Annotated in this window: 21 protein-coding genes and 1 pseudogene; 2 read left to right on the forward strand and 20 right to left on the reverse strand. The window is 60.0% G+C overall.

The features are described from left to right. Window positions 1-131: 131 nt before the first annotated feature. Both NBG89_RS22035 and NBG89_RS22040 read left to right on the forward strand, forming a co-directional pair. Window positions 132-380, forward strand: a complete 249-nt coding sequence (locus NBG89_RS22035; protein ID WP_431324229.1) for a type II toxin-antitoxin system VapB family antitoxin — start codon at window positions 132-134, stop codon at window positions 378-380. After that, on the forward strand, window positions 377-790 hold the full coding sequence (locus tag NBG89_RS22040; RefSeq protein WP_431324230.1) for a type II toxin-antitoxin system VapC family toxin: 414 nt from the start codon (window positions 377-379) through the stop codon (window positions 788-790). The genes NBG89_RS22035 and NBG89_RS22040 overlap by 4 nt, the downstream gene beginning before the upstream one ends. Before the next feature lie 179 nt (window positions 791-969). Here the strand turns inward: NBG89_RS22040 and NBG89_RS22045 are convergent. The 20 genes and pseudogenes from NBG89_RS22045 to NBG89_RS22140 form a co-directional block, all read right to left on the reverse strand. Then, window positions 970-1,329, reverse strand: a pseudogene (locus NBG89_RS22045) (tyrosine-type recombinase/integrase); the annotation flags it as partial. A 447-nt stretch (window positions 1,330-1,776) separates the two neighbouring features. Continuing rightward, window positions 1,777-2,847, reverse strand: coding sequence for an ABC transporter ATP-binding protein (locus NBG89_RS22050; protein ID WP_431324231.1), 1,071 nt, complete (start codon window positions 2,845-2,847; stop codon window positions 1,777-1,779). Window positions 2,848-3,053: 206 nt separating this feature from the next. Further along, complete coding sequence (locus tag NBG89_RS22055) at window positions 3,054-4,379, reverse strand: ISNCY family transposase (protein ID WP_431324517.1); 1,326 nt, start codon at window positions 4,377-4,379, stop codon at window positions 3,054-3,056. 293 nt (window positions 4,380-4,672) lie between these two features. Then, complete coding sequence (locus NBG89_RS22060; RefSeq protein WP_431323304.1) at window positions 4,673-5,836, reverse strand: IS110 family transposase; 1,164 nt, start codon at window positions 5,834-5,836, stop codon at window positions 4,673-4,675. Between the two features lie 256 nt (window positions 5,837-6,092). Beyond that, window positions 6,093-7,613, reverse strand: coding sequence for a DUF5060 domain-containing protein (locus NBG89_RS22065; RefSeq protein WP_431324232.1), 1,521 nt, complete (start codon window positions 7,611-7,613; stop codon window positions 6,093-6,095). A gap of 33 nt (window positions 7,614-7,646) precedes the next feature. Continuing rightward, window positions 7,647-8,531: a carbohydrate ABC transporter permease gene (locus NBG89_RS22070; protein WP_431324233.1), complete on the reverse strand. Its 885-nt coding sequence runs from the start codon at window positions 8,529-8,531 to the stop codon at window positions 7,647-7,649. Further along, window positions 8,528-9,427 carry a carbohydrate ABC transporter permease gene (locus NBG89_RS22075; RefSeq protein ID WP_431324234.1) on the reverse strand — a complete coding sequence of 300 codons (900 nt, stop codon included), beginning with the start codon at window positions 9,425-9,427 and terminating at the stop codon, window positions 8,528-8,530. The genes NBG89_RS22070 and NBG89_RS22075 overlap by 4 nt, the downstream gene beginning before the upstream one ends. Before the next feature lie 95 nt (window positions 9,428-9,522). Then, complete coding sequence (locus NBG89_RS22080) at window positions 9,523-10,776, reverse strand: extracellular solute-binding protein (protein WP_431324235.1); 1,254 nt, start codon at window positions 10,774-10,776, stop codon at window positions 9,523-9,525. 70 nt (window positions 10,777-10,846) lie between these two features. Next, window positions 10,847-11,494, reverse strand: coding sequence for a dihydroxyacetone kinase subunit DhaL (dhaL, locus tag NBG89_RS22085; RefSeq protein ID WP_431324236.1), 648 nt, complete (start codon window positions 11,492-11,494; stop codon window positions 10,847-10,849). A gap of 4 nt (window positions 11,495-11,498) precedes the next feature. Then, on the reverse strand, window positions 11,499-12,506 hold the full coding sequence (locus tag NBG89_RS22090; RefSeq protein WP_431324237.1) for a dihydroxyacetone kinase subunit DhaK: 1,008 nt from the start codon (window positions 12,504-12,506) through the stop codon (window positions 11,499-11,501). Between the two features lie 55 nt (window positions 12,507-12,561). Continuing rightward, window positions 12,562-14,400, reverse strand: coding sequence for a D-apionate lactonase (apnL, locus tag NBG89_RS22095; protein ID WP_431324238.1), 1,839 nt, complete (start codon window positions 14,398-14,400; stop codon window positions 12,562-12,564). After that, complete coding sequence (locus NBG89_RS22100; protein WP_431324239.1) at window positions 14,397-15,431, reverse strand: Gfo/Idh/MocA family protein; 1,035 nt, start codon at window positions 15,429-15,431, stop codon at window positions 14,397-14,399. The genes apnL and NBG89_RS22100 overlap by 4 nt, the downstream gene beginning before the upstream one ends. Before the next feature lies 1 nt (window position 15,432). Further along, window positions 15,433-16,497 (reverse strand): ABC transporter permease, encoded by a 1,065-nt coding sequence (locus tag NBG89_RS22105; protein ID WP_192241438.1) that lies wholly within the window; start codon window positions 16,495-16,497, stop codon window positions 15,433-15,435. Next, entirely contained in the window at window positions 16,494-18,044 is a 1,551-nt protein-coding gene (locus NBG89_RS22110) for a sugar ABC transporter ATP-binding protein (RefSeq protein ID WP_431324240.1), read from the reverse strand. Before NBG89_RS22110 ends, NBG89_RS22105 begins: the two co-directional genes overlap by 4 nt. Further along, entirely contained in the window at window positions 18,041-18,685 is a 645-nt protein-coding gene (locus NBG89_RS22115) for a DUF2291 family protein (RefSeq protein WP_431324241.1), read from the reverse strand. Before NBG89_RS22115 ends, NBG89_RS22110 begins: the two co-directional genes overlap by 4 nt. Before the next feature lie 73 nt (window positions 18,686-18,758). Next, window positions 18,759-19,700 carry a D-ribose ABC transporter substrate-binding protein gene (locus NBG89_RS22120; RefSeq protein WP_431324242.1) on the reverse strand — a complete coding sequence of 314 codons (942 nt, stop codon included), beginning with the start codon at window positions 19,698-19,700 and terminating at the stop codon, window positions 18,759-18,761. 78 nt (window positions 19,701-19,778) lie between these two features. Beyond that, window positions 19,779-20,606 (reverse strand): phosphogluconate dehydrogenase C-terminal domain-containing protein, encoded by an 828-nt coding sequence (locus NBG89_RS22125; protein WP_431324243.1) that lies wholly within the window; start codon window positions 20,604-20,606, stop codon window positions 19,779-19,781. Between the two features lie 75 nt (window positions 20,607-20,681). Beyond that, window positions 20,682-21,131, reverse strand: coding sequence for an RpiB/LacA/LacB family sugar-phosphate isomerase (locus tag NBG89_RS22130; protein WP_062370011.1), 450 nt, complete (start codon window positions 21,129-21,131; stop codon window positions 20,682-20,684). A 35-nt stretch (window positions 21,132-21,166) separates the two neighbouring features. Next, entirely contained in the window at window positions 21,167-21,928 is a 762-nt protein-coding gene (locus tag NBG89_RS22135; RefSeq protein ID WP_431324244.1) for a triose-phosphate isomerase, read from the reverse strand. A gap of 1 nt (window position 21,929) precedes the next feature. Then, window positions 21,930-23,264, reverse strand: a complete 1,335-nt coding sequence (locus tag NBG89_RS22140) for a four-carbon acid sugar kinase family protein (RefSeq protein ID WP_431324245.1) — start codon at window positions 23,262-23,264, stop codon at window positions 21,930-21,932. Window positions 23,265-23,269 lie beyond the last annotated feature (5 nt).

Consider the following 23,269-nt stretch of genomic DNA (forward strand, 5'->3'; position numbering starts at 1 on the left):
AATGTATAGACGGGGCGTAGCGTGATGCCTCCTGCCGAGACCCCAAAGTGGCACCGCGCGATGGCAAGCCGGCATCTGCCATCTTGATGGCAGCGCACTATGAGCCTATATTCTCAGTAAAGGAGACTGCAATGGCCGCACCACAACTCTCTGTCCGAAGCTCCAAGGCAAGGGATCTGGCTCACCGACTGGCTCGCCGTGAAAATCGTTCGATTGCCGAAGTGGTCGAACGCGCGCTTGAAGCCTACGAAACACGCGAGGCGGGTCGCGAACCGGCGGCGAGCTTCTACCGACGCGTCAACGCGCAAGCTGCCACAGATATCGACCTGGATACCATCATCCGTGAAAGCCGTCGTCCTCATCAGGGCATCGAGCTTTGATCTTTCTCGATACGAACGTCGTCTCGGAGACGTTGCGGAAGGACCCTAACGAAGCCGTCATGGCCTGGCTGGTTCGGTTCGACGCGGAATTGGCACTGCCCACTGTGACAATCGCCGAGATCGCTTTCGGCATTCAAAAGATCAGGCCGGACCAGCGGGCCGATCGTTTGGAACAGGGACTGGCGGAATGGCGTCGTCGGTTTGCCGATCGAATGTTTGGTCTCACAGAAGAAGCCGCGCTCGCTTACGGTGAAATCATGGGGCAGGCGGCTCGTCAGGGTCACGCAATGTCAGCACCGGATGCGATGATCGCTGCGATAGCTCGCGTGAACGGCGGACGCTTGGCCACGCGCAATCTCAAGGATTTCGAAACGACAGGTCTCGGCCTCCTCAATCCGTGGGATTTTTAACACTTTCGAGCGCGCCAGCTTTTGTTGCCGCATTTGTGGGGCTTGTTACCTATGGAGAATACGAGCGTGGCGGCAAGGCGACGGCTCTTTATCAGCGGCTTTTGAACGCTTTGCGGTCTGTATCCGAAGGCGACTTTCGCCGTTTTGCGACACGAAATCAATCGCCGAGCGGCGTGCGGTCAAAGCATGCGGGCCGCCCGGCCACTGCGCCGCGTCGCGTTGTTGTAGCAGCTTGATGCCTGCTGCACGGATCGGTGGCGCGACTGCTCCATCGCTTCGACAAGAGGAATCCCCCGATTGGCGGCTTCCGTCAGATAGCCCGAACGCAACCCGTGCGCGGAAAACTCTCCTGGCTCCAGACCGGCAAGAGCCGCCCGCTGCTTGACAATGTCGTTTACCGATTTCGGATCGAGCGTTCGCCTCGAAACGTTGCCCCAGCGATCGATGGCCCGAAAGACACTGCCCTTGTCGATCCTGGCGGCGTCGAGCCAGGCATTCAACGCCGCGACCGGCCGACCCGTGAGATAGACCACCTCGTCTGGGAGCGTGCGCAGCTGGATATCCCCCTGCCATTCGTTCTTAGCCTTGATGACGCCGACGGCATAACAATGGACGCCGCACGCAGGCCAGATTCGGCCCGACGCACCTAAGCGCGAGTACGGTAGCACTCGCCAGTCCGGGACGGTTTCATCGTGGCGATCGTTTTCGAGGAAGCCGACAATCTCGCTCCTGGCTGCGCGCTGCATTCGAGCCGTTCGGCCAGGATCAGAGCCGCGCCATCAGCTCCCGAGAGGCGCCAATGCCTCCCGATATGGCCATGGCTCGAATACCTTGGCCATTATTTTCCGCCCAGTCCAGAGATCGTCTTCTTCCCAACCGCGATGGATTAAGAACGAGGCTTGGAGCGGCTCCATATCCCACGCGGGGTATGGACACAGCAGCAAAAGCTCCGGTTTGGTCAACGCAGTTCCGCCTTTCGAGCCGGGCTACACGTCTAGCCGTTGCTGGGTCTGCTGGTCGAAGAAGTGAACCTTGGAGGTTCCGAGCGAAAGCTTCACGCGTTGCTCGGGAACAAGCTCGACACGCTCGCGGACCACCCATGTCAGTTCCTTGCCTTCGACTTCCACAGCTACGTGGGTCTCGGAACCGGTCGGTTCGACGACCTTCACGACTGCGTCGACCCCATCGTCACCGCCAAGCGTGATGTCTTCCGGACGAATTCCAAGCACCAAAGGCTTGCCCGCAGATGCGCTCGGAGCGCGCGAAAGGCTTACCCGCGAACCGCCTGCGAGGGTCAAAGCAGGGCTGCCGGAGTCCTGTAGAATTCCCTCCAGGAAATTCATTGCAGGTGATCCCAGGAAACCAGCGACGAATACGTTTCGCGGTCGATCATATAGCTCGAGTGGACTGCCGATCTGCTCGACGCGCCCTCCTTGTAGAACAACGATTTTGTCGGCCATGGTCATGGCTTCGATCTGATCGTGCGTGACGTAGACGATCGTCGTTTTCAGGCGCTGGTGAAGCGCCTTGATCTCCGCGCGCATCTTGACACGGAGCTTGGCGTCAAGGTTCGAGAGAGGTTCGTCGAACAAAAACACCTTGGGATCGCGGACGATGGCGCGCCCCATGGCAACGCGCTGTCGTTGACCACCAGACAGTTGCGCGGGCTTCCGCTCGAGCAGAGGCTGCAGTCCAAGGATGGCTGCCGCCTCGCTGACCTTCTTGTCGATCTCCGGTCGCTTCACACCTGCAAGCTCGAGGGCGAAGCCCATGTTCTGGGCAACCGTCATCTGCGGATAGAGCGCATAGTTCTGGAAGACCATCGCGATGTTGCGATCCTTTGGCTGCAGATCGTTGACGACCCTGCCGTCGATGCTGATCTGCCCAGACGAAATCTCCTCGAGGCCGGCGATCATGCGCAACAACGTCGACTTGCCGCAGCCGGAAGGACCGACGAGAATGACGAACTCGCCATTGGCGATGTCGACGTCGACGCCGTGGATGATATCAACCGCCCCGTAGGACTTCTTGACGTTCTTGATGTTCAATCCAGACATTTCGGAACCCCTAAACTAGTGCCCGTCCATAAACGGCTGTTTTTCTGTGGTTTTCAAGGTTGCTTGTCCACTGAAGGGTGTTTTTTGGACGCGAGATGGCACAAGGCCATGCGGGTTGTGGCCCGAAGAGCGATCTGGCGGCAATGGGGTCATGGGGTATCCCGACGCTCGCCGGGCGTGCTCTGAACGCTGCCGGATGACGGGCGTCAGCTCGGCCTGAGGCGGGCGAAGAGGGCGAGATTGTATGCGACGACCGAGGACCAGACATAAGCCCTGAAGTGGTCGAGCCCGCGCCAGGTGCAGCGCCCCAAGCCATAAGTGCGTTTCAGGCAAGAAATGCCAGCCTCGATGCCGGCGCGGAAGTTGCGCAGCTTGCGATAGACCCAGCGGCTTGTGACCATGTCTTCGATGCTGAGGCCGCACTTCTTGTGGAACGCCATGTCACGGACGCCGCAGGCTTTGGCTCCACTCAGATTGGCGCGGCTGGCATAGCCGCCGTCGGCCGCCGCCTGACGCGGCGGCTGGCCATAGAAGGCGATGTGGCGTTCCAGCATCGGCAAGAATCGCTCGCTGTCGGCCGGGTTGCCGGCTTCGACGACGAGGTCGAGGATCAGTCCACTTCTGCCGGTGGTCAGATTGAGTTTGTGGCCGTAGTCGACGTCGCGGCTACCCTTGACGATGATGTCGGCATGCGGCTCGAACAAGCTCACCAGCTTCTCATCGGCCGGCACCGGCTCCCCGGCCAGGACCCGCCGCTCGGTCTGGGCGATGATCCGTGCGATCAGCGGCCGGTAGTGGCGGAGCTGGGCCTGCCACAGTTCGCCGCCCGGGCCCGCCGCCAGGGGCAACTGTTCACTCGCCTGCTGCAGATAACTCACGGTCGTGCGCGTGATCTTGAGCAGTGCGCGGTAGTGCTTGATCCGTTTGGGGCGGCCACGGGTATATTTGATCGCCCGAGCCCATTTCTTTGCCGCGCGGCGGTGGTCGTGCCATGGGATGGCGCTACCCAGTGCATCGGCCCGCTGCAACAGCCGCACCATCACCCGCACGGCGTCCCACAACAGGCTGCTATCGCTCGGCTCATGGATCAGTGCGGCGGTGACGGTGCTGTCCACACGCACGACCTTGCCACTTTCCAGCTTCTCCTGTCGGGCGCTCGCCAGCAGCACCCGGTTGATCTCTTCAAAGGTTTGCGCCCGGATCGCGCTGATCGTCTTGTGCAAGACCGACTTCTTCGGGCTCCACCCCCTCGGCAGCCGGGCAAAAGCCCGGAACGAGGCGGAGTCTTCCAGATGGAACGCCAGCTCCTGATAGCTCAACTGGTGATATTGCTTGAGTAGCGCGCAGCGCAGCACCGCCTCCGTCGGCAGGCCCTCGCGGCCGGTTTCCCTGATGCCGTGTCGGCGCAGATCCTGCGTCACCTGGCTCAGCAGCTCGGGATGCTCGTCCAGCCACTGCGACATCGCTTTCAGTTCACGGCCAATCTCGTGTTCGGCGAAAAGATCGAATATGCTTATATGAGGAGCGTCAATGTGGAACTGTCGTCAGGGTGACATTTCTTGCACTCCGTCGGTTGTTACGGCGTCCACGGTCTGAGCCCGATTGCAAGACGCGGCTCGTTGCCAAGCCAGATCCAACTTATATACGGTCGCTGTTCGAAACAGCGGCACCAACATCCCGCTTGCGGCGGACAAGGGCTCAGGAGGACGAGACCATTCTAGCCTACGGCCGTTTCAGGGCCATGCATATTCTCGGTTCGTCCCACCTGGATCCGCCAGGACTGATCGGGTCCTGGAAGATTGCAGAATTCAGTTCGGGTAACCGATCAGACGGTCTTTAAGACCGCGCCCTCGATAACGACGCCGGCATTGACATATTTCCACAGCGCAACGAGCAGCTTGCGGGCTAGCGCGACAATCGTCGTCTTCTTGAGACGGCCGCCGTTCTGCTTGACCCGATCCTTGAACCACACGGTCAGCGCCGCGTGCGGTTGATGACGCAGCCACAGCCAGGCCATCTGGATCAGCGTCGTTCGCAGCCTTGGATTGCCGGATTTTGAGACCCCCTGGTCGTGATCGACCGAGCCACTCTGCCAGGGTGTCGGCGCAAGGCCGGCATAGGCGGCAACCTGTCGTCGGTTGTCGAAGTGACGCGACAGCCCTTCCGACCACAGCACGGCGGCAAACTCCGGCCCGATGCCTTTCAAGGTGAGCAGCATCGTCGGTGCTGGCGAGACGACCTGCGTGGCAGCGAGCATGGCGTCGCGGCCGGCCTCAATAGTCTTGATCTGCTCGAGCAACAGTTCCAGCCGATCGAGTTCGCGGCCGATCTGCGCCTTCAAATGTCCCGGCAGCGGACGGCCGTCGCCGGTCTTGCACTCCTCCAGTCGCTTGCGTCGATCGCGGCGCAGCGGCTCGTAGTCGGATACGCCCTGGCTGAACAGTAGGCCCTTGATGCGGTTAACGTGTCGTATGCGCTCGTTCGTCAAGGCCTCGCGCTCACGCGAGAGGCGGCGCTGGTCCTCTTCCTCGGGCGTCGGAACGTGGAGCATGGCGCATACCCGCGGCTCGCCCCGCTGATAGGCGAGCAATGCCCGAACCAGCGCTTCGCCGTCGATCCTATCGGTCTTGGCCCGCCGCCGCCGGCGCGAGGTTGCAATCGATGCCGGATCGACGACGTAGCTTTCGATCCCCTCGGCCTCCAACACCCGATGGATCCAGAAGCCGTCGAGCCCAGCTTCCTGGATGACAATGATCGGAAAGCACCGTCCGGTTCGCGCCCGCGCCTTCCTCTTGAGTTCGGCAAAGCGCGCCAGCATGCCGGCGACGTCGCTGGCCGCCACCATATGTTTCGACATCTTCTCGCCGCCACCCGGCGACAGCGAGGTGATCAGCCATTTCGAGCGACTCAATTCCAATGAGACGAAAATTGCGCAAAGATCGGTGCGGATGGCGGTCGGCGCTTCGGATCGGTGAGCTGCAACGAGCATGCTTGCCTCCAAGGGTAGGGTGTTTGTGTCCAAGCAACCGCACTTTGCCACAGCGTAGGTCGCTATCCACCCTCCTCATAGGATCTGGCCTGGACGGTGCGTTCTTGGCGCATTGTCGGCTCCGGCGGTTACGGGTTTCCCTTTAGAATCAGTCGCTTGATCTAAAGTGTACCTGAAACCGCCGGGCTTTGCTCGCAGAAATATAGCGATTCATCCAATATTTTCAGTAGCTTACCGTTTATGGACGGGCACTAAACTAGCGCTTTGCGCGAACGCGCAGCGCCTGATGCGGTTTGCGCGGGATGACGACACCGAAGGCAGCGTCCGGCTTTCCTCCGCGTGTCACCGCACCGTGTCGCACAGGATGCGTCACTGGAGCCTTGACCTTTTCGGCGGGAGTGATCGTCATATCCCAGGTATCGATGAGGTCGACCTCGTAGCTGTCGCCGTCCATGGGCAGCCCGGACGACCAGATCACCGGTTGATGTTCGCCAAAGTAGATCAGGCGGAAATCGCCGTCGCCATCACGCGCGCCAGACACGCGCGACCACGGCCACTGCGTGACCGGACCGATCGGGTCGAGGCCGTTCTTGACATCGGCGTCGAGAAGGTCGCGAAGGAAACCGATCCGCTTCCATGCTTCGCCATGAAGCTCGCCGCCCTTCGCCCACCAGATCAAGTCCTCCGGATGGGAATAGGTCTCGCCGTGGCCCGTGTAGCCGCCGCGTGTCGCCGTGATCCAGTAGCGGTGAACGAGTTCCTGAGCAGTGAGGTTGCCCCAGGACTCCAGAATGTCGCCTTCGTATTCGGGCTCGTCGTTCACCACGGGCTTGCCATAAGTGTCACGCCATTCCTGGGTACGCTTGACGTCCGGGTTCTGGATGCAGGTGTGGGTAACCCATGGCTTGCGATGATCGTAGATTGAGTTGACGTCGCCATTGTGGATCGAGCGAAGGTGCTGGTAGGGATCGTTTTCCTCCAGAATGTGGAAGTAGCGATCCCACTGCGCCATCGGCTTGGTGTCGATCAGGAAGTCGTACTCGTTGGCAAGCGACCACCAGACGTTCCTGTAGGCTGACAGGCGCGCCGCAAGATAGGCGACGTAGCGGTAGTCCTGTTCGGCGGACATGTCCGCATAGCCCCAGCGGTCGTAAGGGTGGAACATGATGATGTCGGCTTCAATGCCCAGCGCGCACAAGGCTGCGACCTGCCTATCGAAATGCTGGAAGAGCGCCGGATTTGGACGGTCGAAGTTTTCCTTGCCATCGGCGCCCTTCTCGAAGCAGGCATAAAGGGGCTCGTTGACGTTGTAGGGATAGTCCTTCGGGAAGACGCCCATGCGGATCTTGTTGAACTTTGTCTTCTTCAACGTATCGAGGGTCTGCTGTTGCATCTCAAGCGGCTGGTGCGTCCAGGCATAGCAGGTCGTGCCAAACGAGAAGAAGGGCGTCCCGTCCGCGTAAGCGAAGTGGAACTTGTTGCGCACCCGGACAGGGCCATGGTTGCCCGACGAAGGTGCTGTGGTGACCAGGGCCCCAGTCTTTCCATCAAGCGCTGCGGTCTGCGAGCGGGTGCGGAAGGACCATTCGCCCTCGATATCAGGCATGAAGCGAACGCGATAGGTCCCATTGCCGTCGTAAAAGCCTGGAACCCTGACCTCCCGGCTCTTGTGCGTGAAGATGGCATCGAATGCCACGTCGAGATAGGGGTTGCCGTCGGAGGGACCTTGGAAAGAGGCCTCGAACACGCCCCATTTTTCGACTGTTGCATTGGACATTGAATTCTCTCCTCGTAGAATAAGCTTGTGGCCTCAACCCTTTACCGCACCGGACGTGAGGCCGGACACGAAGTAGCGCTGAAACATCAGGTATACGATCGTCGCCGGCAGGACGGTCATGACGATGGCTGCGTTGAGTTGCCCGTAGTTGCTCGAGAACTGCCCCTGGAAGGACATGAGGCCGAGTGGCAGCGTCCACATCTTCTGGTCTTGCAGAAGGACCAGTGCCATGGCGAATTCGTTCCAGGTGGAGACGAAATCAAGGATGAGCAGGGCCGCGAGAACTGGTAGGCAGACCGGAAGGAATATCCGTCTGAAAATCGTGAAGTGCGTCGCTCCGTCGATGAGGGCGGCTTCCGACAGCTCCTTTGGAATCCCCTTGAAGAAGCCGTGCAGGATGAAGACCTGATAGGGAACGCCGAAGGCGATATAGGGAAGAATGACGCCCGGATAGGTGTCGATCAGCCCGAACGAATTCACCAAAGTGAACAGAGGCGCGAGCATGACCTGGAAGGGGATCATCGTACCGAATACGACGAGCAGCAATAAAGCCTTGCTGAATCGAAGCTTGATCTTGGCGAGCGCATAGGCCGCCATCGCCGACAGCATAAGTCCGAGCGGCACCTTGATGACGGTGATGATGACGCTGTTGAAGAACGAGTTCGCGAAGTTGCCCCGGCTCCAGGCGCCGCTGTAGTTGTCGAAAGCAAGCTCGGTCGGCGGCATGAACGCGCCAGTGCTCGTCACCGAAGCAGGCGTCTTCAGCGATGTGAAGACGATGAACACGAACGGTGCGACCCAGATCAGCGCTACGATCACCAGGGCGATACAGAGGCCAATCAGAATGGGATCGCGCTTCATCGAAGATGGTTTCGCTTCCATGTGCACAACAGCGGGATCGGTCGGGATTGCTGTCACGATTCAACCTCCTCGTGCTTCTGTGTCCATCGAAGGTAGGGGATGACAACCGCCATCGTGATCAGCAGCAGGACTACCGAGATGGCTGCGCCGCGACCAAAATCGAAGATCTGCATGGCCTGCGTGAACGCCCACAACGCCAGCATCTGCGTGGACTGGGCCGGACCGCCACCTGTCAGACCGTAAACAATGTCAAAGGCCTTGAGGGACGAGATGATCGATAGCACGAGTACGATGGTGATGGTCGGACGCAGGGCCGGCAGCGTCACGTGCTTGAACACGGCAAAGCGCCCCGCGCCATCGATGCGTGCGGCTTCAACGAGCGTCTGGGAAACGTTTTGCAGGCCAGCGAGGAACAGGACCATCGAAAAGCCGACAGTCTGCCAGATGTAGGCGACGAAGACGGAGTAGAGGGCAATGTCCTTGTTTCCCAGCCAGTCCTTGATCCAGGCCTGCATGCCCCAGGAGGTCAGCATCTGGCTAAAAAGACCGAAGAACGGGTCATACATCCACTTCCACATGGTCGCGACAGCAATAGGGGCGATGATGACGGGAAGATAGAAGATTGCTCTGAGACTGTTGCGTCCGAAGATCTTCTGATTGAGGCTAAGTGCAAGAAGTAGCCCGACCATCGGCGGAAAGACCAGGCTCATCAAGGTCCAGATCACCGTGTTGCGGAAGGCAACCCAGAAGACGGGGTCGCGGGTAAAGATTGCCGTGTAGTTGGCAAGTCCGACGAACTGGCGGTTCGCATCCAAACCGTTCCATTTCTGAAAGCTCAGAAGCACGACGTTCAGCATCGGATAGAGCGCGAATACCGCGTAGATTGCCAATGCTGGAACGAGCAGAATGACCGCTTGAGCCCGCGGATTGTGTGTCGTGTGACGTAGTGACATGTTCTCCTCCTGGCAGCGAAGCGACCCCGCCAGCTCATTGAACGGTGCACCAGCCGATCGACGGTCAGTCAAATCGGCTGGCGCGCTGGGAGGAACTAGGTCCGGCTGGCGATGAAGCTCTGGAGCTGCTTGGCAGCGTCGGCCGGCTCAACATTGCCGGAGGCGACTTCATTGATGATGCGGAAGTACTCCGTCGTGACATCAAGCGGGAAGGCCTGGTCGCCGTTCATGTAGACCTTGCCGTACTTCTTGAAGATGTCGAGCCACTCGGCTTCAAGAGGCTTCTGGTTCGTGTACTGCACGTTCTTGTTGACCGAGATCGAGCTGATCTGGCCAACCAGATCCTGCTGAACCTTGTCGGACAGGAAGTAATCCAGGAACTTGGCCGCCATGTCAGGGCTTTTGCTCTTCGTGCTGACATAGTTGTACTCGGCGAAGCCATAGAGACGATCGGTGTTCGTCGGGAAGGGGAAGATGCCGTAGTCGTCAAGGTTTGCGCCGCTGCCGTCAAGCTGGCTGACGAGCCAGTCACCTTCGAGCATCATCGCCGCACGCCCGGCCGTGAAGAGGCTATAGGACTGCTTGTTGTCGATGCCCATGAACGGCTGCAGCGTATAGTCCTTCGTCCACTTGGCGAATTCGGCGAACGCGTCGGTTGCGCACTGCTCCTTCGTCCAGTCGACCTTCATCGCCTTCAGAGCATCGTGCTTGTCGGCGCCGCACTTGGTTTCGAGGATAACGTCCATCAGGCGCATGACGTGCCAGTTGACTGTTCCGCCGAACGTGAAGGCAGGAATGCCCGCAGCCTTCAGCTTCTCTGCAGCGGCAAGGAGATCCTCATAGGTCTTCGGCTCCTCCTTGATGCCGGCCTGCTCGAAGAGCTTCTTGTTATAATAGACGGCCTCGCCCTTGAAGGTGAACGGAACGCCATGCTTGCCGCCGGGGTAGAGGTCAGCGAAAGCCGCGGCGGACGGGAGCAGTTCGTCGTTCCACTTGTATTCCGTGTAGTACTTGTCGAGAGGCAACGAGAGACCGGCCTTCACGTATTCGCCGCCAAGGCCAAGCCCTGCCCAACTGAAATAGATGTCCGGGCCCTTGTCGGATCCCGCAGCCACGCGCAATGCCGTCTTATGCTCGTCCACGGCGCGTTGGACGATTTCTACATGAGTTCCGGGGTTGGCGGCCTCGAAATCGCTGGCGATTTTCTTGAGGGCAACGTTTGCGGCGTTGTTATCGAAGTTAAGCGTCCAGAGGGTGATGTCTTCGGCCAGTGCGGGCGTCGCCGATAGCGCGGCAACAGCCATTGCAACGATGCTCGCAGATTTCAATTTTGCAGTTAGGGTCAGCATTACCGTCCTCCTCTTGTAAGCTGAGGACCTTCTTACAGATAGTGATTGACATGTCAACTGGTATGATGAGCTAACCATCGTGCCGGGTTAGAAAGGCTGAAATTGCTTCGATCACGATGACCGCAGAGGCGGCTCCTGGATCGATATGCCCCAACGCCCTGTCGCCTAGTCGGGAGGAACGCCCTTTTGCGGCAACCATGTCACGGGTTGCTTCGCAGCCATCGCGTGCCGCACGAACCGCCGCGTCAAGGCATGCCGAGATGTTCGCCCCCGTCCGCCTCGTTTCCATCGCGGCGTCCGCCGCTGGCCTCCAGGCGTCGATCATGGTCTTCTCGCCTGTCTCGGCCTTGCCCCTGTCCTGAATTCCCTGTGCCATGGCCCTGAAAGCATCCAGGAAGTCGTCGTCCGATAGCGTATGCTTGTCCTTAACGGCAGTTCCTGCACGCATGAATGCGGTCGCATACAGCGGACCAGAGGATGCTCCGACTGCATTCAAGAATGCCTTCGCCGCGGTGTTGAAAAGAAATGTCGGGGCGACTTCGACCTCGTCGAGTTGGAGAACGGCCTTGGATGCCGCTTGCCAGCCGGCATCCATGGCGAGACCATGATCTCCATCGCCGATGACACCGTCCAATTCGCACAGCCGGTCGCGATTCTTCGCGACTTCCTCCGCGGTCAGCGAAAACATTTGCTGCAGTTCTCTGGTCGCTATCGCCATCTGCTCACTTTCGAAACATTGCGCAGTCGCAGGGATGATCGATCAATTCCTGCAGCTCGTCGTCGAGGTGCATCACCGTGATCGATGCCCCGGCCATTTCGAGCGATGTGCAGTAGTTTCCAACAAGTGATGTGTGGATCAGCAGGCCGGCGTCTTCAAGACGGGCCTTCACGCGTCGCATCATGATGTAGAGCTCCATCATCGGCGTCGAACCGAGTGAGTTGACCAGCACGGCTACACGATCACCGGTCTCCGCGGCGCCCATCTCCCCGAGAATGCCGTCCAGCAACTGGTCGGTGACCTCGTCGGCCGATCTCAGTGGACCGCGAGCCACACCGGGTTCGCCATGGATGCCCATGCCGATCTCCATCTCGTCTTCGCCGATCAGAAAGTTGGGTTTGAGCGTTTGCGGAAGCGAACAGGGCGAGAGGGCGACGCCCATCGTATAGGTTCGGGAATTCGCGTAACGAGCGACGCGTTCCACGTCGTCAAAGGAGTACATCAGGTCACAGGCAGCGCCGGCCGCCTTGAAGATGAAGACGTTGCCAGCGACTCCGCGCCGCTTCTCGACTTGGTCGGAAGGCGCAGAGGCCACGTCGTCCGTGGTCAGGACAGTTCGTGCCTCGATATCGTCCAAGCCAAGAAGCTCGGTCGCCATGTCGAAATTCATAACGTCGCCGGCATAGTTTCCGTACATGAAAAGCACGCCAGCGCCTCCGTCGACCGCCTTCGCGCATGCGATGATCGGGTCGGGCGGTGGCGATGCGAAGATGTTGCCCACGGCCGCGGCATCAGCAAGCCCCTTGCCGACGAATCCGAGAAAAGTCGGCTCATGGCCGGAGCCGCCGCCGATGACCAGTCCGACCTTGCCCTTGCGGGGGCCGTTCCTGGCGACGATTGCACGAGGCATGTCTTCAACCGCGTACAGGTGCTCGGGATGAGCCGCCAGGATGCCCTCCAGCATTTCGTCGACGGCATCCGCACCGGAATTTATTAGTTTCTTGGTCTTCACGCCAACCTCCCCCGATCGAGCTCCGATACGATAGATGCAGCCGCCGCGCTCGAGGTCAATCGGACAGCGAAAGGATAACGGTGCCGAACGGCGGCAGCCTGGGCTTCAGGCCGTCGCATTCCACCGCCTGTTCGTTGCTTGTCACGTTGACGACGTGGAGCTGCGAGCCCGCCGGGCCAATGCTGGCGAACGCAAGAACCCTGGAAGGGGAGCTCGAGATGCATTCTTGCCATTTTGTTCCCGCCAACGCTGCGAGCGTGCGAACGGCGCCGAACAATGGACGGGGATCGCCTTTTCTGCCTGGTTCGTCCGCACCTGCGATCAATCCGAACGGTCCCGTCAGCGCAGAGAGCGTGAGGCACTCCAGGTCCGCATCCAGAACGCTTGCCGCATAGGCTAGGGCAAAGGCAGCGGCAAACTGTCCATTGTGCCGAGGATCACGGTTGGCCATCGGGATACGCCCGCCCGACGGATTTTCCATTGTACGGCTGCCGTAGGGATTCTGCCGCATCGGGATTGTCGAAGGACCGATCCGGTAGGGCTTGTCGCCGTAGATCGCACGCACCGAGCGGGTAATGAAGGGCAGGGCCTCCAACGTCTGCATCACGCTGAGATCGTCGGCCGCATGCACGATGGGATTCGTGCAATGGCTGATAAACGCAAGCTGCCCCTCCGGCACACGCTTGCGGTTGAGTTCGGTGAAGTAGCTGAGCATGCCGCCGCCGATCCGGATGCCCGGAAATGCGGCATGGGCCGCAGCGTAGACCTCTTCCAGCGGCGGGCAGTCGGGCCATTTGCTTCCAGGCGGCGTCGACTGCCGATCGACAGAGGGCGAGATCATGATCGCGTCCGGCCTGAAGCCGGCCGAGCGCATGTCTCGTGCAATGGTCGCCGTTTCATCCGCCGGGGCTTGCCTGCACGGAAGCGCTATCTCCAACGTCGAGCGACCGGGGTGCGTCGCGGCGATGTCAGCGAACCGCTTCAGCGCTTCCACCCCATGACCAGCAACTGGATCGAAATGGAAGAGCAGCTCCTGAGGGGCTATCTCCGCGAGGAAACGTTGCGCCGACAGACAAGCCTCGGCCTCCTCGGGCGTGATGATCAGGCCGGTCGCCGGCATCGCGCCGGTCCGTCCGCCAAAATGGAGTTTGACCACTTCTGCCGAGGCGCCAGCCGTGGGATGCCCTACTGGGCGGCTGTCCTTGATGATCAGCGATATCTTCTGCCGGACGGGCTGACCAGCGGGTATTTGATAGGGCCAGGGAAGGGCAAGCGGTCTGACGTAGGTCTTGTAGGACGCATCCGACCAGTTTCTCTGGTCCTCCATCTCGAAGGTGTCGCCCTCCATCCGGCATTCGGCGCTGACGCCGGGTATCGCCACGTGGGTAATGGCGCGCATGTCCTTGAACGGCTGCCAAGGTTCGATGAGGTCAGGAAACCGCGTCACCTCCGTCGCGCCGTCGACGTGTTCTACCGTGGCGGGTGCGCCGCCCAATCCTACGATCGGATGAAGAATGCAGAAGCCGCAGCGGTTGGTCTCGAAGCCGGTTTCCGACGCAGCTTCGGCTTCGAAGTCGAGGCGGTCGCTCTGTCCAACGATACGGACGTCAACGACGAGGCCGGTATCCCCCGGTCCTTGGCATCGAGCGCGATAGGTTACTTCGAACGCACCTCCGTCTTGTACGATCGCCAGATCTACGATTTCCGGGCTGTACGTACCCCAGTCGCGGTCACGAACAAGGTAGGAGACTGCCCGCAGCACCTCTGTTCCATCGTAACGGATCGTTCGAAGGTTACCGCCGACGAGGTCGACTTCGAGCTTTTTGGCACTGAGCCGGACCGGTGTTGTCTCGGCGTCACGGGTGCCGTAAAGAAGGAAGGGGTCGCCGGTCATCGCAGCATTGCTCCGACATCTACGGTCTGACCGCTGGCTGCGCTTTCATACGCTCCTTCGACAAGGGCAAACGTCTTCAGATTGTCTGCCCCTGACGTCGAATGCTCCGCACCCTGCTTCAGTTTGTCGACCCAGTGCTGCTGGATCGCATAGACGCTTTCCTGGATGTTGTGCCAGGGGCGCGAGGCCCACGACAGTAGTATCGGAGATACGTCATCGGTCGCAGTCCCGTTGGCGTTTGTTACCTCGAGCTGGTAGCCTTGCGTCAGACGGATTGTTCCCTCGGAACCATCGATTTCGATCAATGTTTCGGGGAAGGGCTCCTTGGAAAGTTTCGTAGCGTAGCTGACGTCGACAATCGATGTCGCGCCGCTTTCGTGATCGAGGAGGATCGTCGCTACATCCTCGCCCTTGATCCGCGGATTGACGCGTTTGGTCCGGGCCGTGACGCTGCGCACGTCGCCAAGGATATAGCGGGCGATATCGAGCGTGTGGATTCCGAGGTCCTCTATGATGAACCGCTCTCCCTCAGCCAGATAGGGCTGGCCCGAAAAGACATCGTAGCCGGAACGGAAGGAGAAGCGGCCCCAGAATGGCGTTCCGATCGATCCCTCGTCCAGAACCTTGCGGACAGCCTGGATCGGCCTCTGCCAGCGAAAGTTCTCGTGGACCATCAGCGGAACACCTGCGGCGCGGCAGGCTGCAACCATTGCCTTGGCATCGGCGAGCGTCTTGGCGAACGGCTTCTGGCAGATCGCGGGCACCTTGTGCTGCGCCCCCATTTCAACAAGGATCCGATGGCTCTGAACCGTCGTGGCGATGTCGACGAAATCAAAGCCGCCGTCCGAGAACAAGGCGTTCGCGTCACTGTAGCGCCGCTCAATGCCAAACTGATCGCCGACGATCTTCAGCCTTTCAGGATCGCGATCGCAGATCGCAACGATCTTGGCGCCGTCGACATCGTTCCAGGCGTGCATCTGGTTGATCGCGAAGAATCCGCAACCGATCAATGCGCCGTTCAAGTCAGACATTTCAACCTGCCTTTGCCATTTGCATCAGAGTAACGCGCTGTTGCAGGCGGCGCTGCGCCTGGTCGACGACAACAGCGATGATGATAACCAGCCCCTTGATGACCATCTGCCAGAAGGACGAAACGCCCATCATCACCAAACCGTCTGACAGGATTCCGATGACGAAGGCGCCGATGATGGTCCCGCCGATAGTTCCGCGACCACCCGACATCGAGGTGCCACCAAGGACGGCTGCCGCGATCGCGTTAAGCTCGAAGCTCTCGCCCGTCGCCGGATGGGAAGCCATCAGCTCCGAAGAGATGATGACGCCGACGATTGCCGCGCAGAGCCCGGAAAACATGTAGACGAAGATCTTCACGATATCGACGCGGATGCCCGACATGCGGGCTGCGCGTTCATTGCCCCCGACGGCGAAGATGTGGCGCCCGATCGGGGTGGAACGCGCGACGTAGGCAGCCAGCAACGCCAACGCAATCAGGATCCAGATCGATACCGGCAGTCCGAGGATGCGCCCTGCACCGAAGAAGTCGAAGCCGGTCGTCGCATATTCAGGGCGACCAACGAGGTTTGGAAAGGTCTGCCCGTCCGAGGAGAGCAGAGCGAGGCCCCGGGCAATGTAGAGCGTGCCGAGCGTCGCGATAAAGGGAGCGACATTCAGCTTGGTAATTAGCAGACCGTTGATGAGGCCAATCAGTAACCCGATCGATAGCGTGATCAGCACAATCTCGAAAAGATTGAAGTAGATCGTATAGCCGATAGGAAGCTCGATGCCGTAGAGGATCAATCCGCCGGCCACCATGCCGCAAAGCCCGACGATCGATCCCACGGACAGGTCGATGCCGCCGGTGATGATCACGAAGGTCATCCCCATGGCGAGGAAGGCATTCAACGCCACATGCTTCGACATCAGGATCATGTTCGCCGTTGACGTGAAGTTCGGGGCGAAGATCGCAAAGAAGATGATAACCGCGAAAAGTGCGATGAAGGTTCTAAGCTTCATCAGAGTGAGAAGAACAGAGCCGTTCGCGCTGGCCTGTGCGGAAGTGGATGATGTGGCGGCCGTCATGACGCGCGTTTCCCTTGATGTCCGTGTCCCTTGGCCGAAGCCGCGATGATCGCGTCCTCCGTCGCCTCGGCCCTGTTAAAAACGTCGACCAGTTGGCCGTTGCTCAGAACTGCTATGCGATCAGAAAGCGCCATGACCTCTTCGAGGTCCGAGGTCGAGAACAGAATGGCTAGTCCTTCGGCCGCCAGCCGGCGCATGGTGCGGAAGACGTCAGCCTTGGCGCCGACGTCGATACCCCGGCTCGGCTCGTCCATGAGCAGGACCTTCGGATTGGTCATCAAGGCCTTGCCGATCACCACCTTCTGCTGGTTGCCACCTGACATCGACGTCACCTCGAAGTCCGGATTGGGCGCCTTGATCGATAGTTCCCGTATGGCGTCGCGAATGGCATCCTTCTCTGCCGTCGCATTGATGTGGAAAAACCGCGCGAAGCGGTTGAGGCTCGCAAGCGACAGGTTGCCGGCGATCGACAGGACCTGGACCAGGCCTTCCCGCTGCCGGTCTTCAGGGATCAGCGCCAGCCCCTTGCGGATGCGGCGGGTGACGTCGCGCGCGTGGATCTCTTCGCCATCAATGAAGATCTTCCCTGTCGAGTGCATGTGGCGCCCGAGCACGCACTCGAAGAACTCGCTGCGTCCAGCGCCCATCAGGCCATAGATTCCAAGGATCTCTCCTGATTTGACTGAAAGCGAGACATGATCGACAGCAAGGCCTCCCGTCGGTCGGGGGAGGCTGATGTCCTCCGCACGGAACATCTCCTTGCCGACCGCATGATCCACGGATTTTGCGAAGTCCTTGGCGTCGGAACCGATCATGGAGCGCACGATCCAGCGCGTGTCGATGTCACGGACCACAGCCTGGCCGGTGATCTGGCCATCACGCAGCACGGTGATATAGTCGCCGATCCGCATCAGCTCTTCCAGGCGATGCGAGATATAGACGATGGCGACGCCTTGCGCCTTCAACTCCGCGATCACCTTGAAGAGGATCTCGACCTCTGCAGCCGAGAGCGCCGATGTCGGCTCGTCCATGATGAGGATGCGCGCATTGAGCGATATCGCTTTGGCGATTTCAACGAGTTGCTGCTGGCCGATGGGAAGGTCCTCGACCATCGTTTCCGCGTTAATTCCGGCGTCCAATCGTTTCAGAAGTGCGCTCGCCTTCTCGACCTGCGCCTTGTGGTCGATGCCGCGCAGGCCGCGGGTGATCTCGCGGGTCGCGAAGATGTTTTCTGCGACAGACATGTTTGCGAAGAGATTGAGCTCCTGGAATATCATCCCGATGCCGTGCGCCTGAGCGTCGGCCGGGCTGTCGAAGGCGACCTGTTCGCCATCAAGGATAATCTTGCCGAGCGTCGGACGCTCGACACCAGCGATGATCTTCATCAGCGTCGACTTGCCGGCGCCGTTTTCGCCGACCAGGACGTTTACCGCGCCACGACGAAGCTCGAGATGGGCGCGCTTGACTGCAACGATGCCCGAATAGACCTTCGACACGTCCTCGAGACGCAGGATGATATCGTCCTTGGATATCTCGCTCACGCTCATGATCCCACCGTCAGTTCCGAAGGTGTGACAAGCGGAGGCTGCCCTTCGCTAGGTAAGGGATATGCTCCAATGACGGTTACGGTCTTGCCGACCAGCCCGTCGCGCGGCACAGCGGCAAGGAAGGCCGCGTTGGCCTTCTCGTTGAATGCCTTGCCGAACTGGGCCCATTCGATCTGGTTTTTGAATTCGTTGAAATTGACGAAGTCCAGCGTGTCGCGCAAGGCGGTGCCGCGAAGTGCCGGGCCGATTTGGACCTTCGCGTCAGCCTTGCCGTCACCGTTGGTATCGACATCAAGTGTTGCCGCGCGTGAGGCGGTATCAGCGGTGATCACCTTTCCGGTGAACTTGACCGCATAGGTCCAAGGTGAACTGCTTTGCTTGCGTGGGTTGCCATATTTCTCACCGGCCTGATCCGGGCTGGAGGTCGCAAGCTGCGTGACATCCTTCAGCTCTCCCGCCTTCTTTTCGAAGTAGGGAACGACCTGCGGCTGCCAGATCGCGTCGACCCTTGCTTTCGGATCAAAGGCGTCCTTGGCAGCGGCCGCGGCCTTTTCCTCCGCAGTCGGTGTCTTGATGATCTTGCAGCCAGGCAGCGCCGCAACAATCACCGCGGCGAGCAAAGCGCCCTTCATTCTCCACATGCGACAGGCCCCGATAACAGCAACAACGCGCAGAGGGCGCCATCGACGCCCTCTCCATTGGATTAAGCAACGATCAGTTCGTGAGGGCAAAAGTCTCGAGCTTGCCAGAGTTGTCGGAATTGATGAGAACGCAGTCCATCAACTGCTTCTCTTCCTTTGGCATCGTCTTGTTCTTGATGTAGGCGTCGGCCTGCTCGACAGCGAGCTGTGCCTGAGCGTAGGCAGGCTGCAGCACGGTGGCCTTGATGCCGCCAGCCCCGATCGAGTCACGGACATCGTTCGAGCCATCGAACCCGACGACAATCACGTCCTTGCGGCCGGCTGCCTGCAGGGCTGCGATTGCGCCCATGGCCATTGTGTCGTTGCCTGAGATCACGCCCTTGATGTCAGGGTTGGCTTGCAGGATGGTTTCCATCTTCGAATAGGCTTCTGTCTGGCTCCAGTTCGCCGACTGCTTGGCAACCGACTTCAGATCCGGATAGTCGTCGATGACGTCGTGATAGCCCTGGGAGCGGATACCGGCGTTCGTATCGGACTCCTTGCCGACCAGCTCGACATAGTTGCCCTTCTCACCCATTAGCTTGACGAATTCCTGAGCGCCAAGCTGGGCACCCTGGTAGTTGTTGGAGACGATCTGGGCGACAGCCACGCCAGTGGCATTGATTTCGCGGTCGATCAGGAAGGAGGGGATGCCTGCATCCTTCGCCTTCTTGACGGCAGCGACCGATGCATCCGCACCCGCGTTGTCGAGGATGATTGCCTTGGCTCCACGACCGATCGCCGTGTCAATCATTTCGGACTGCTTGTTGGCATCATCGTCATGGGTCATGACGAGAGCTTCGTAGCCAAGCTCCTTGGCCTTGGCTTCAGCCCCCACGGCTTCCGCCTTGAAGAAGGGGTTGTCATGGGCGGGCGTGATGATGGCGATCAAGTCCGCGGAGAAGGCCGGAATGGCCGTTCCAAGCGCCAGCGCACCAGCAAAGGCGGCAAGTGTCAGTCTGCGTGTCAGTCTCATGTTTGTCCTCCCGAGTATGAATGGACCCCAACTCCCATGGGGCGGTTGAAGGGGAGGCTGCTGCCTCCCCAATTTGCGTCAGGTGATGCGCCGGATACTTTCGGCGATCTCCTTTGGTTCGAAGACTTTTTTCCAATCGTCGCGCATCAGGGCAGGGATTCCGAATTCGATGGCCTTGTTGCAGGCATCCGAAAACACGCCCTGGACCTCACCGAAGATCACCGCGCCGAGAACGTTCATGTGTCCAAGCAGGAAGTCGCGGGCAGCTTCTTCAGGCACGCCGCGCGCAACGCATTCGTCCATGGCCTGCTTCATGACGACGAGGAGCGAGGCGCAGACGGTCTCCGAAAGGCCCGGCTCCAGCATCGCCAACTGGTCGACGGTGACCCGGTGCGACCGCATGACCGGAGCCCAGATGACCTTGGCGATTTCTTCTCCAAGGCCATAGGCACTTTCCGGTCCCTGCATCAGGGCCGATACAATGTGCTGCTTTGCAAAGAGGCCACCAAAGTGGTCCTTCTTGGCCTGCATCTCCGTCTCATCATTGAAGATCGGCGGGTGGCAGGGATGGGTGACGAAGTAGGTAAGGTCGTCCCGCTTCGGCAGATGGCCCGCGAAGGGAGCTGCCGCGTCGAGGGCTACGACCATGGTCCCCGGCTTCAGCTTGTCGACGATGCCCGAGGCCACCTTGCCAATCGCCGTATCGGGGACAGCCAGGATGACGACCTCGGCCCCTTCGAGACCAGCATAGGGAGCGACGCAATCGACGCCGAGATCGTCTTTCAACCGCGCCTTGCCGGTGTCGCTAACCTCGATATGGCGGACGTCGAAGCGCGAACCTTTCAGGTTTTTTGCAAGACGGTAGCCCATTTTGCCACCGGCGCCGAAGAGGGCAATTGTGGTCATGTTTCCTCACCTTTTCTGTGATCTGGATAGGAGCATAATCTGGTATGATGAGTCAATCACCATATCAGCGTAACATTAGTTGTGAGGCGCTTTCTGAGCGTCGAGCCGATCGATGGCCTCGACATTTCCCGCCGAGGCGCCCTTGGGGTCGAACTCGGCCGCAAGCCAGACATCGACGATCGACTTGGCGAGTTCGGGTCCGATGACGCGCGCACCCATCGTGATGATCTGGGCGTTGTTCGACTTGGCCGCGCGTTCAGCCGAGTAGGTGTCATGAGTAAGGGCGGCACGGATCCCCGGGACCTTGTTTGCGGAGATGCAAACCCCAATGCCGGTGCCGCAGATCAGGATACCGCGGTGATGCTCACCGTCGACGATCGTCTGTGCGAGCTTCTGCGACAGGTCAGCATAGAAGCCGGACTGGCTCAGGTCGTGAACTTCCAGGTCGGCCTTGCCGGCAAGGTGAGCGGCGATAACGTCGAGCAGCGGCTTGCCGGCGCTATCGGCGCCAATTGCGATCTTCATGGCAGTTTCCTTTCACTAGCCGTGGGGCAAATGGATCAGCGTTCGATTGCCGCGGCGACGCGGCGCAGAATGTCGAGATAACCGTCAACGGACCAAGCCGACCGGCCTATGAACAGGCCATCGATATGTGCCTGTGCGATCAGTTCCTCGCAGTTTTGCGGATTGACGCTGCCGCCGTAGAGGACAGGCACCTGGCGGCCCAGGACCCCCATGGCAACATCGGCGATCTTGCCGTGGCGCTCAGATGCGTAGTCTGCCGTGGCCGGAATGCCATTGACGCCGATCGCCCAGACGGGCTCGTAGGCAAGCAGGACTTGCGCGTGGGCCATGTCGGCTACAGGTGCCAGGGCCGCCTCAACTTGCTTTCGCAAGACGACGTCGGCCTGCCCGGATTGGCGCTGGTGCAATGTCTCGCCGATGCAAATCAGGGGCGTCAGGCCATGGCGAACGGCGGCAGCCACCTTGAAGCCGACGGTTTCGTCAGTTTCTCCGAAGTGTTCCCGGCGTTCCGAGTGGCCAAGCTCCACCAGGTCTAGTTCGCAGTCCTTGAGCATCGGCGCGGAAACCTCGCCAGTCCATGCACCCGCATCCTCCCAGTGCATGTTCTGCGCGCCAACTTTGACGGAGGTGCCCGAAAGAGCTCGCTTGACTTCGCGCACCGCTGTGAAGGGTGGGATGACGAACCGCTGTATCAGGGGATCGCTGTCGCGATCAGCCTCCGCCAGGCGGCTGGCAAAAGCGAGTGCTTCCGCCAGGGTCTTGTTCATCTTGAAGCTTGTACCGACCCAAAAGGCCATTTCAGCTCGTCCTTCCGTTGCGGATCTGCGCGAAATAGCCGTCCGTTCCGATCTGGCCGCCCTTGAGCGCGATCTGAAGCCCGTCGGTTGGCGGGTAGCTTCCGTGCGCCAGGCAAAGCGGTGAACCAGGTGTCTGAGGAAGCGGGAGGAGGGTGGTCAGCGCCTCTACCTTCAGCTGCCTTAGGGCATGGCTTGACGTATCGCCGCCGGCGATGACCGCGCGAGAAAGTCCTTCGCGCTCGACCATCTGGCGCAGTATCGTACCTAGCGCTCGCCCAAGGGCGTGGCGGGCACCGGATATCCTGTCGATATCGCCGCCGACATCAGCTGAAGGGCCGAGGGCTGTATGGAGAATGACGCTCCGTCCCTCCTTGAGCCTCTCGACGCCATTTTGGACGGCCGCGTCGATCGCGCGTTCGCCGTCCTCCGATACGAGTGCCAGAGGATCGAGCGCAATGTCTGCGAAGCCGTCTTCCTTCGCCTGTCTGATCTGACGTTCAGTCGTGGGCGACACACTTCCGGAAACAACCGCGAGGCGGTCGACCGGGCCAACGTCGGGAAAATCCCAAGTTCCGGCAATGACGCCGCTTTGTCGCCAGGCATTGAGAAGCGCGTACTCAATTCCGGACGACCCAGCGAGGAAGCTCCCGAACTGACTTGCCAGGCGAACGAGCTGGCGACCCGCGGCAGCTTGCGTCGCCTCCGAATCCACGTCGATGAGAAGGATTCCGCCTGCCTCCGCGGCCAATCGATCAACGCGCAGGTCGGCATCGGCCGACGCGATCGTTGCAAGGTCCGCCAAGGCAACAGGCAGTCGGGTCTGCTTGGACAAATGAACAGCCAGATCTGCCTCTCCCATAGGGGTGACCGGATGGCGGCTCATGACCGGGTGACGATCTATACGATAGACGCTGCCCTGGTAGGCGGCAAAAAGATTACCGAACGCCGTGTACCGCTTCAGTTGCGGTGCGCCGACGACGACCGGCACGACGGTCTGCCCGAAAGTTTCGCGTCCAATGTCGATGGCTTTTCCGACGCTCCCTGTCTCGGGACTGGAGTCGAACGTCGAGCAGACCTTGTAGTGACAGAAATTCGCCCGAAGCGACTTCAGCCATTCGAAGGCGGTGGTGAGGTGCGACTGCATCCATTCCGGCGTCTGGCTGCGGCTCGTCCCGGCAAGACCGATCGCCTTGCAGTCCTTGAAGCGAGCAATCATTTCGGGCGAGGGGATGTCGAGAAAGAGCGCGGTTGCAACACCGTGCGAGGCCAACGCCTCCATGACGTCGGTTGAACCGGTGAAGTCATCGCCATAATAGCTCACGAGAAGGTCTTCCATCGCGG

It is taken from the genome of Rhizobium sp. YTU87027, from assembly GCF_050644135.1.
Classification (GTDB): domain Bacteria; phylum Pseudomonadota; class Alphaproteobacteria; order Rhizobiales; family Rhizobiaceae; genus Rhizobium.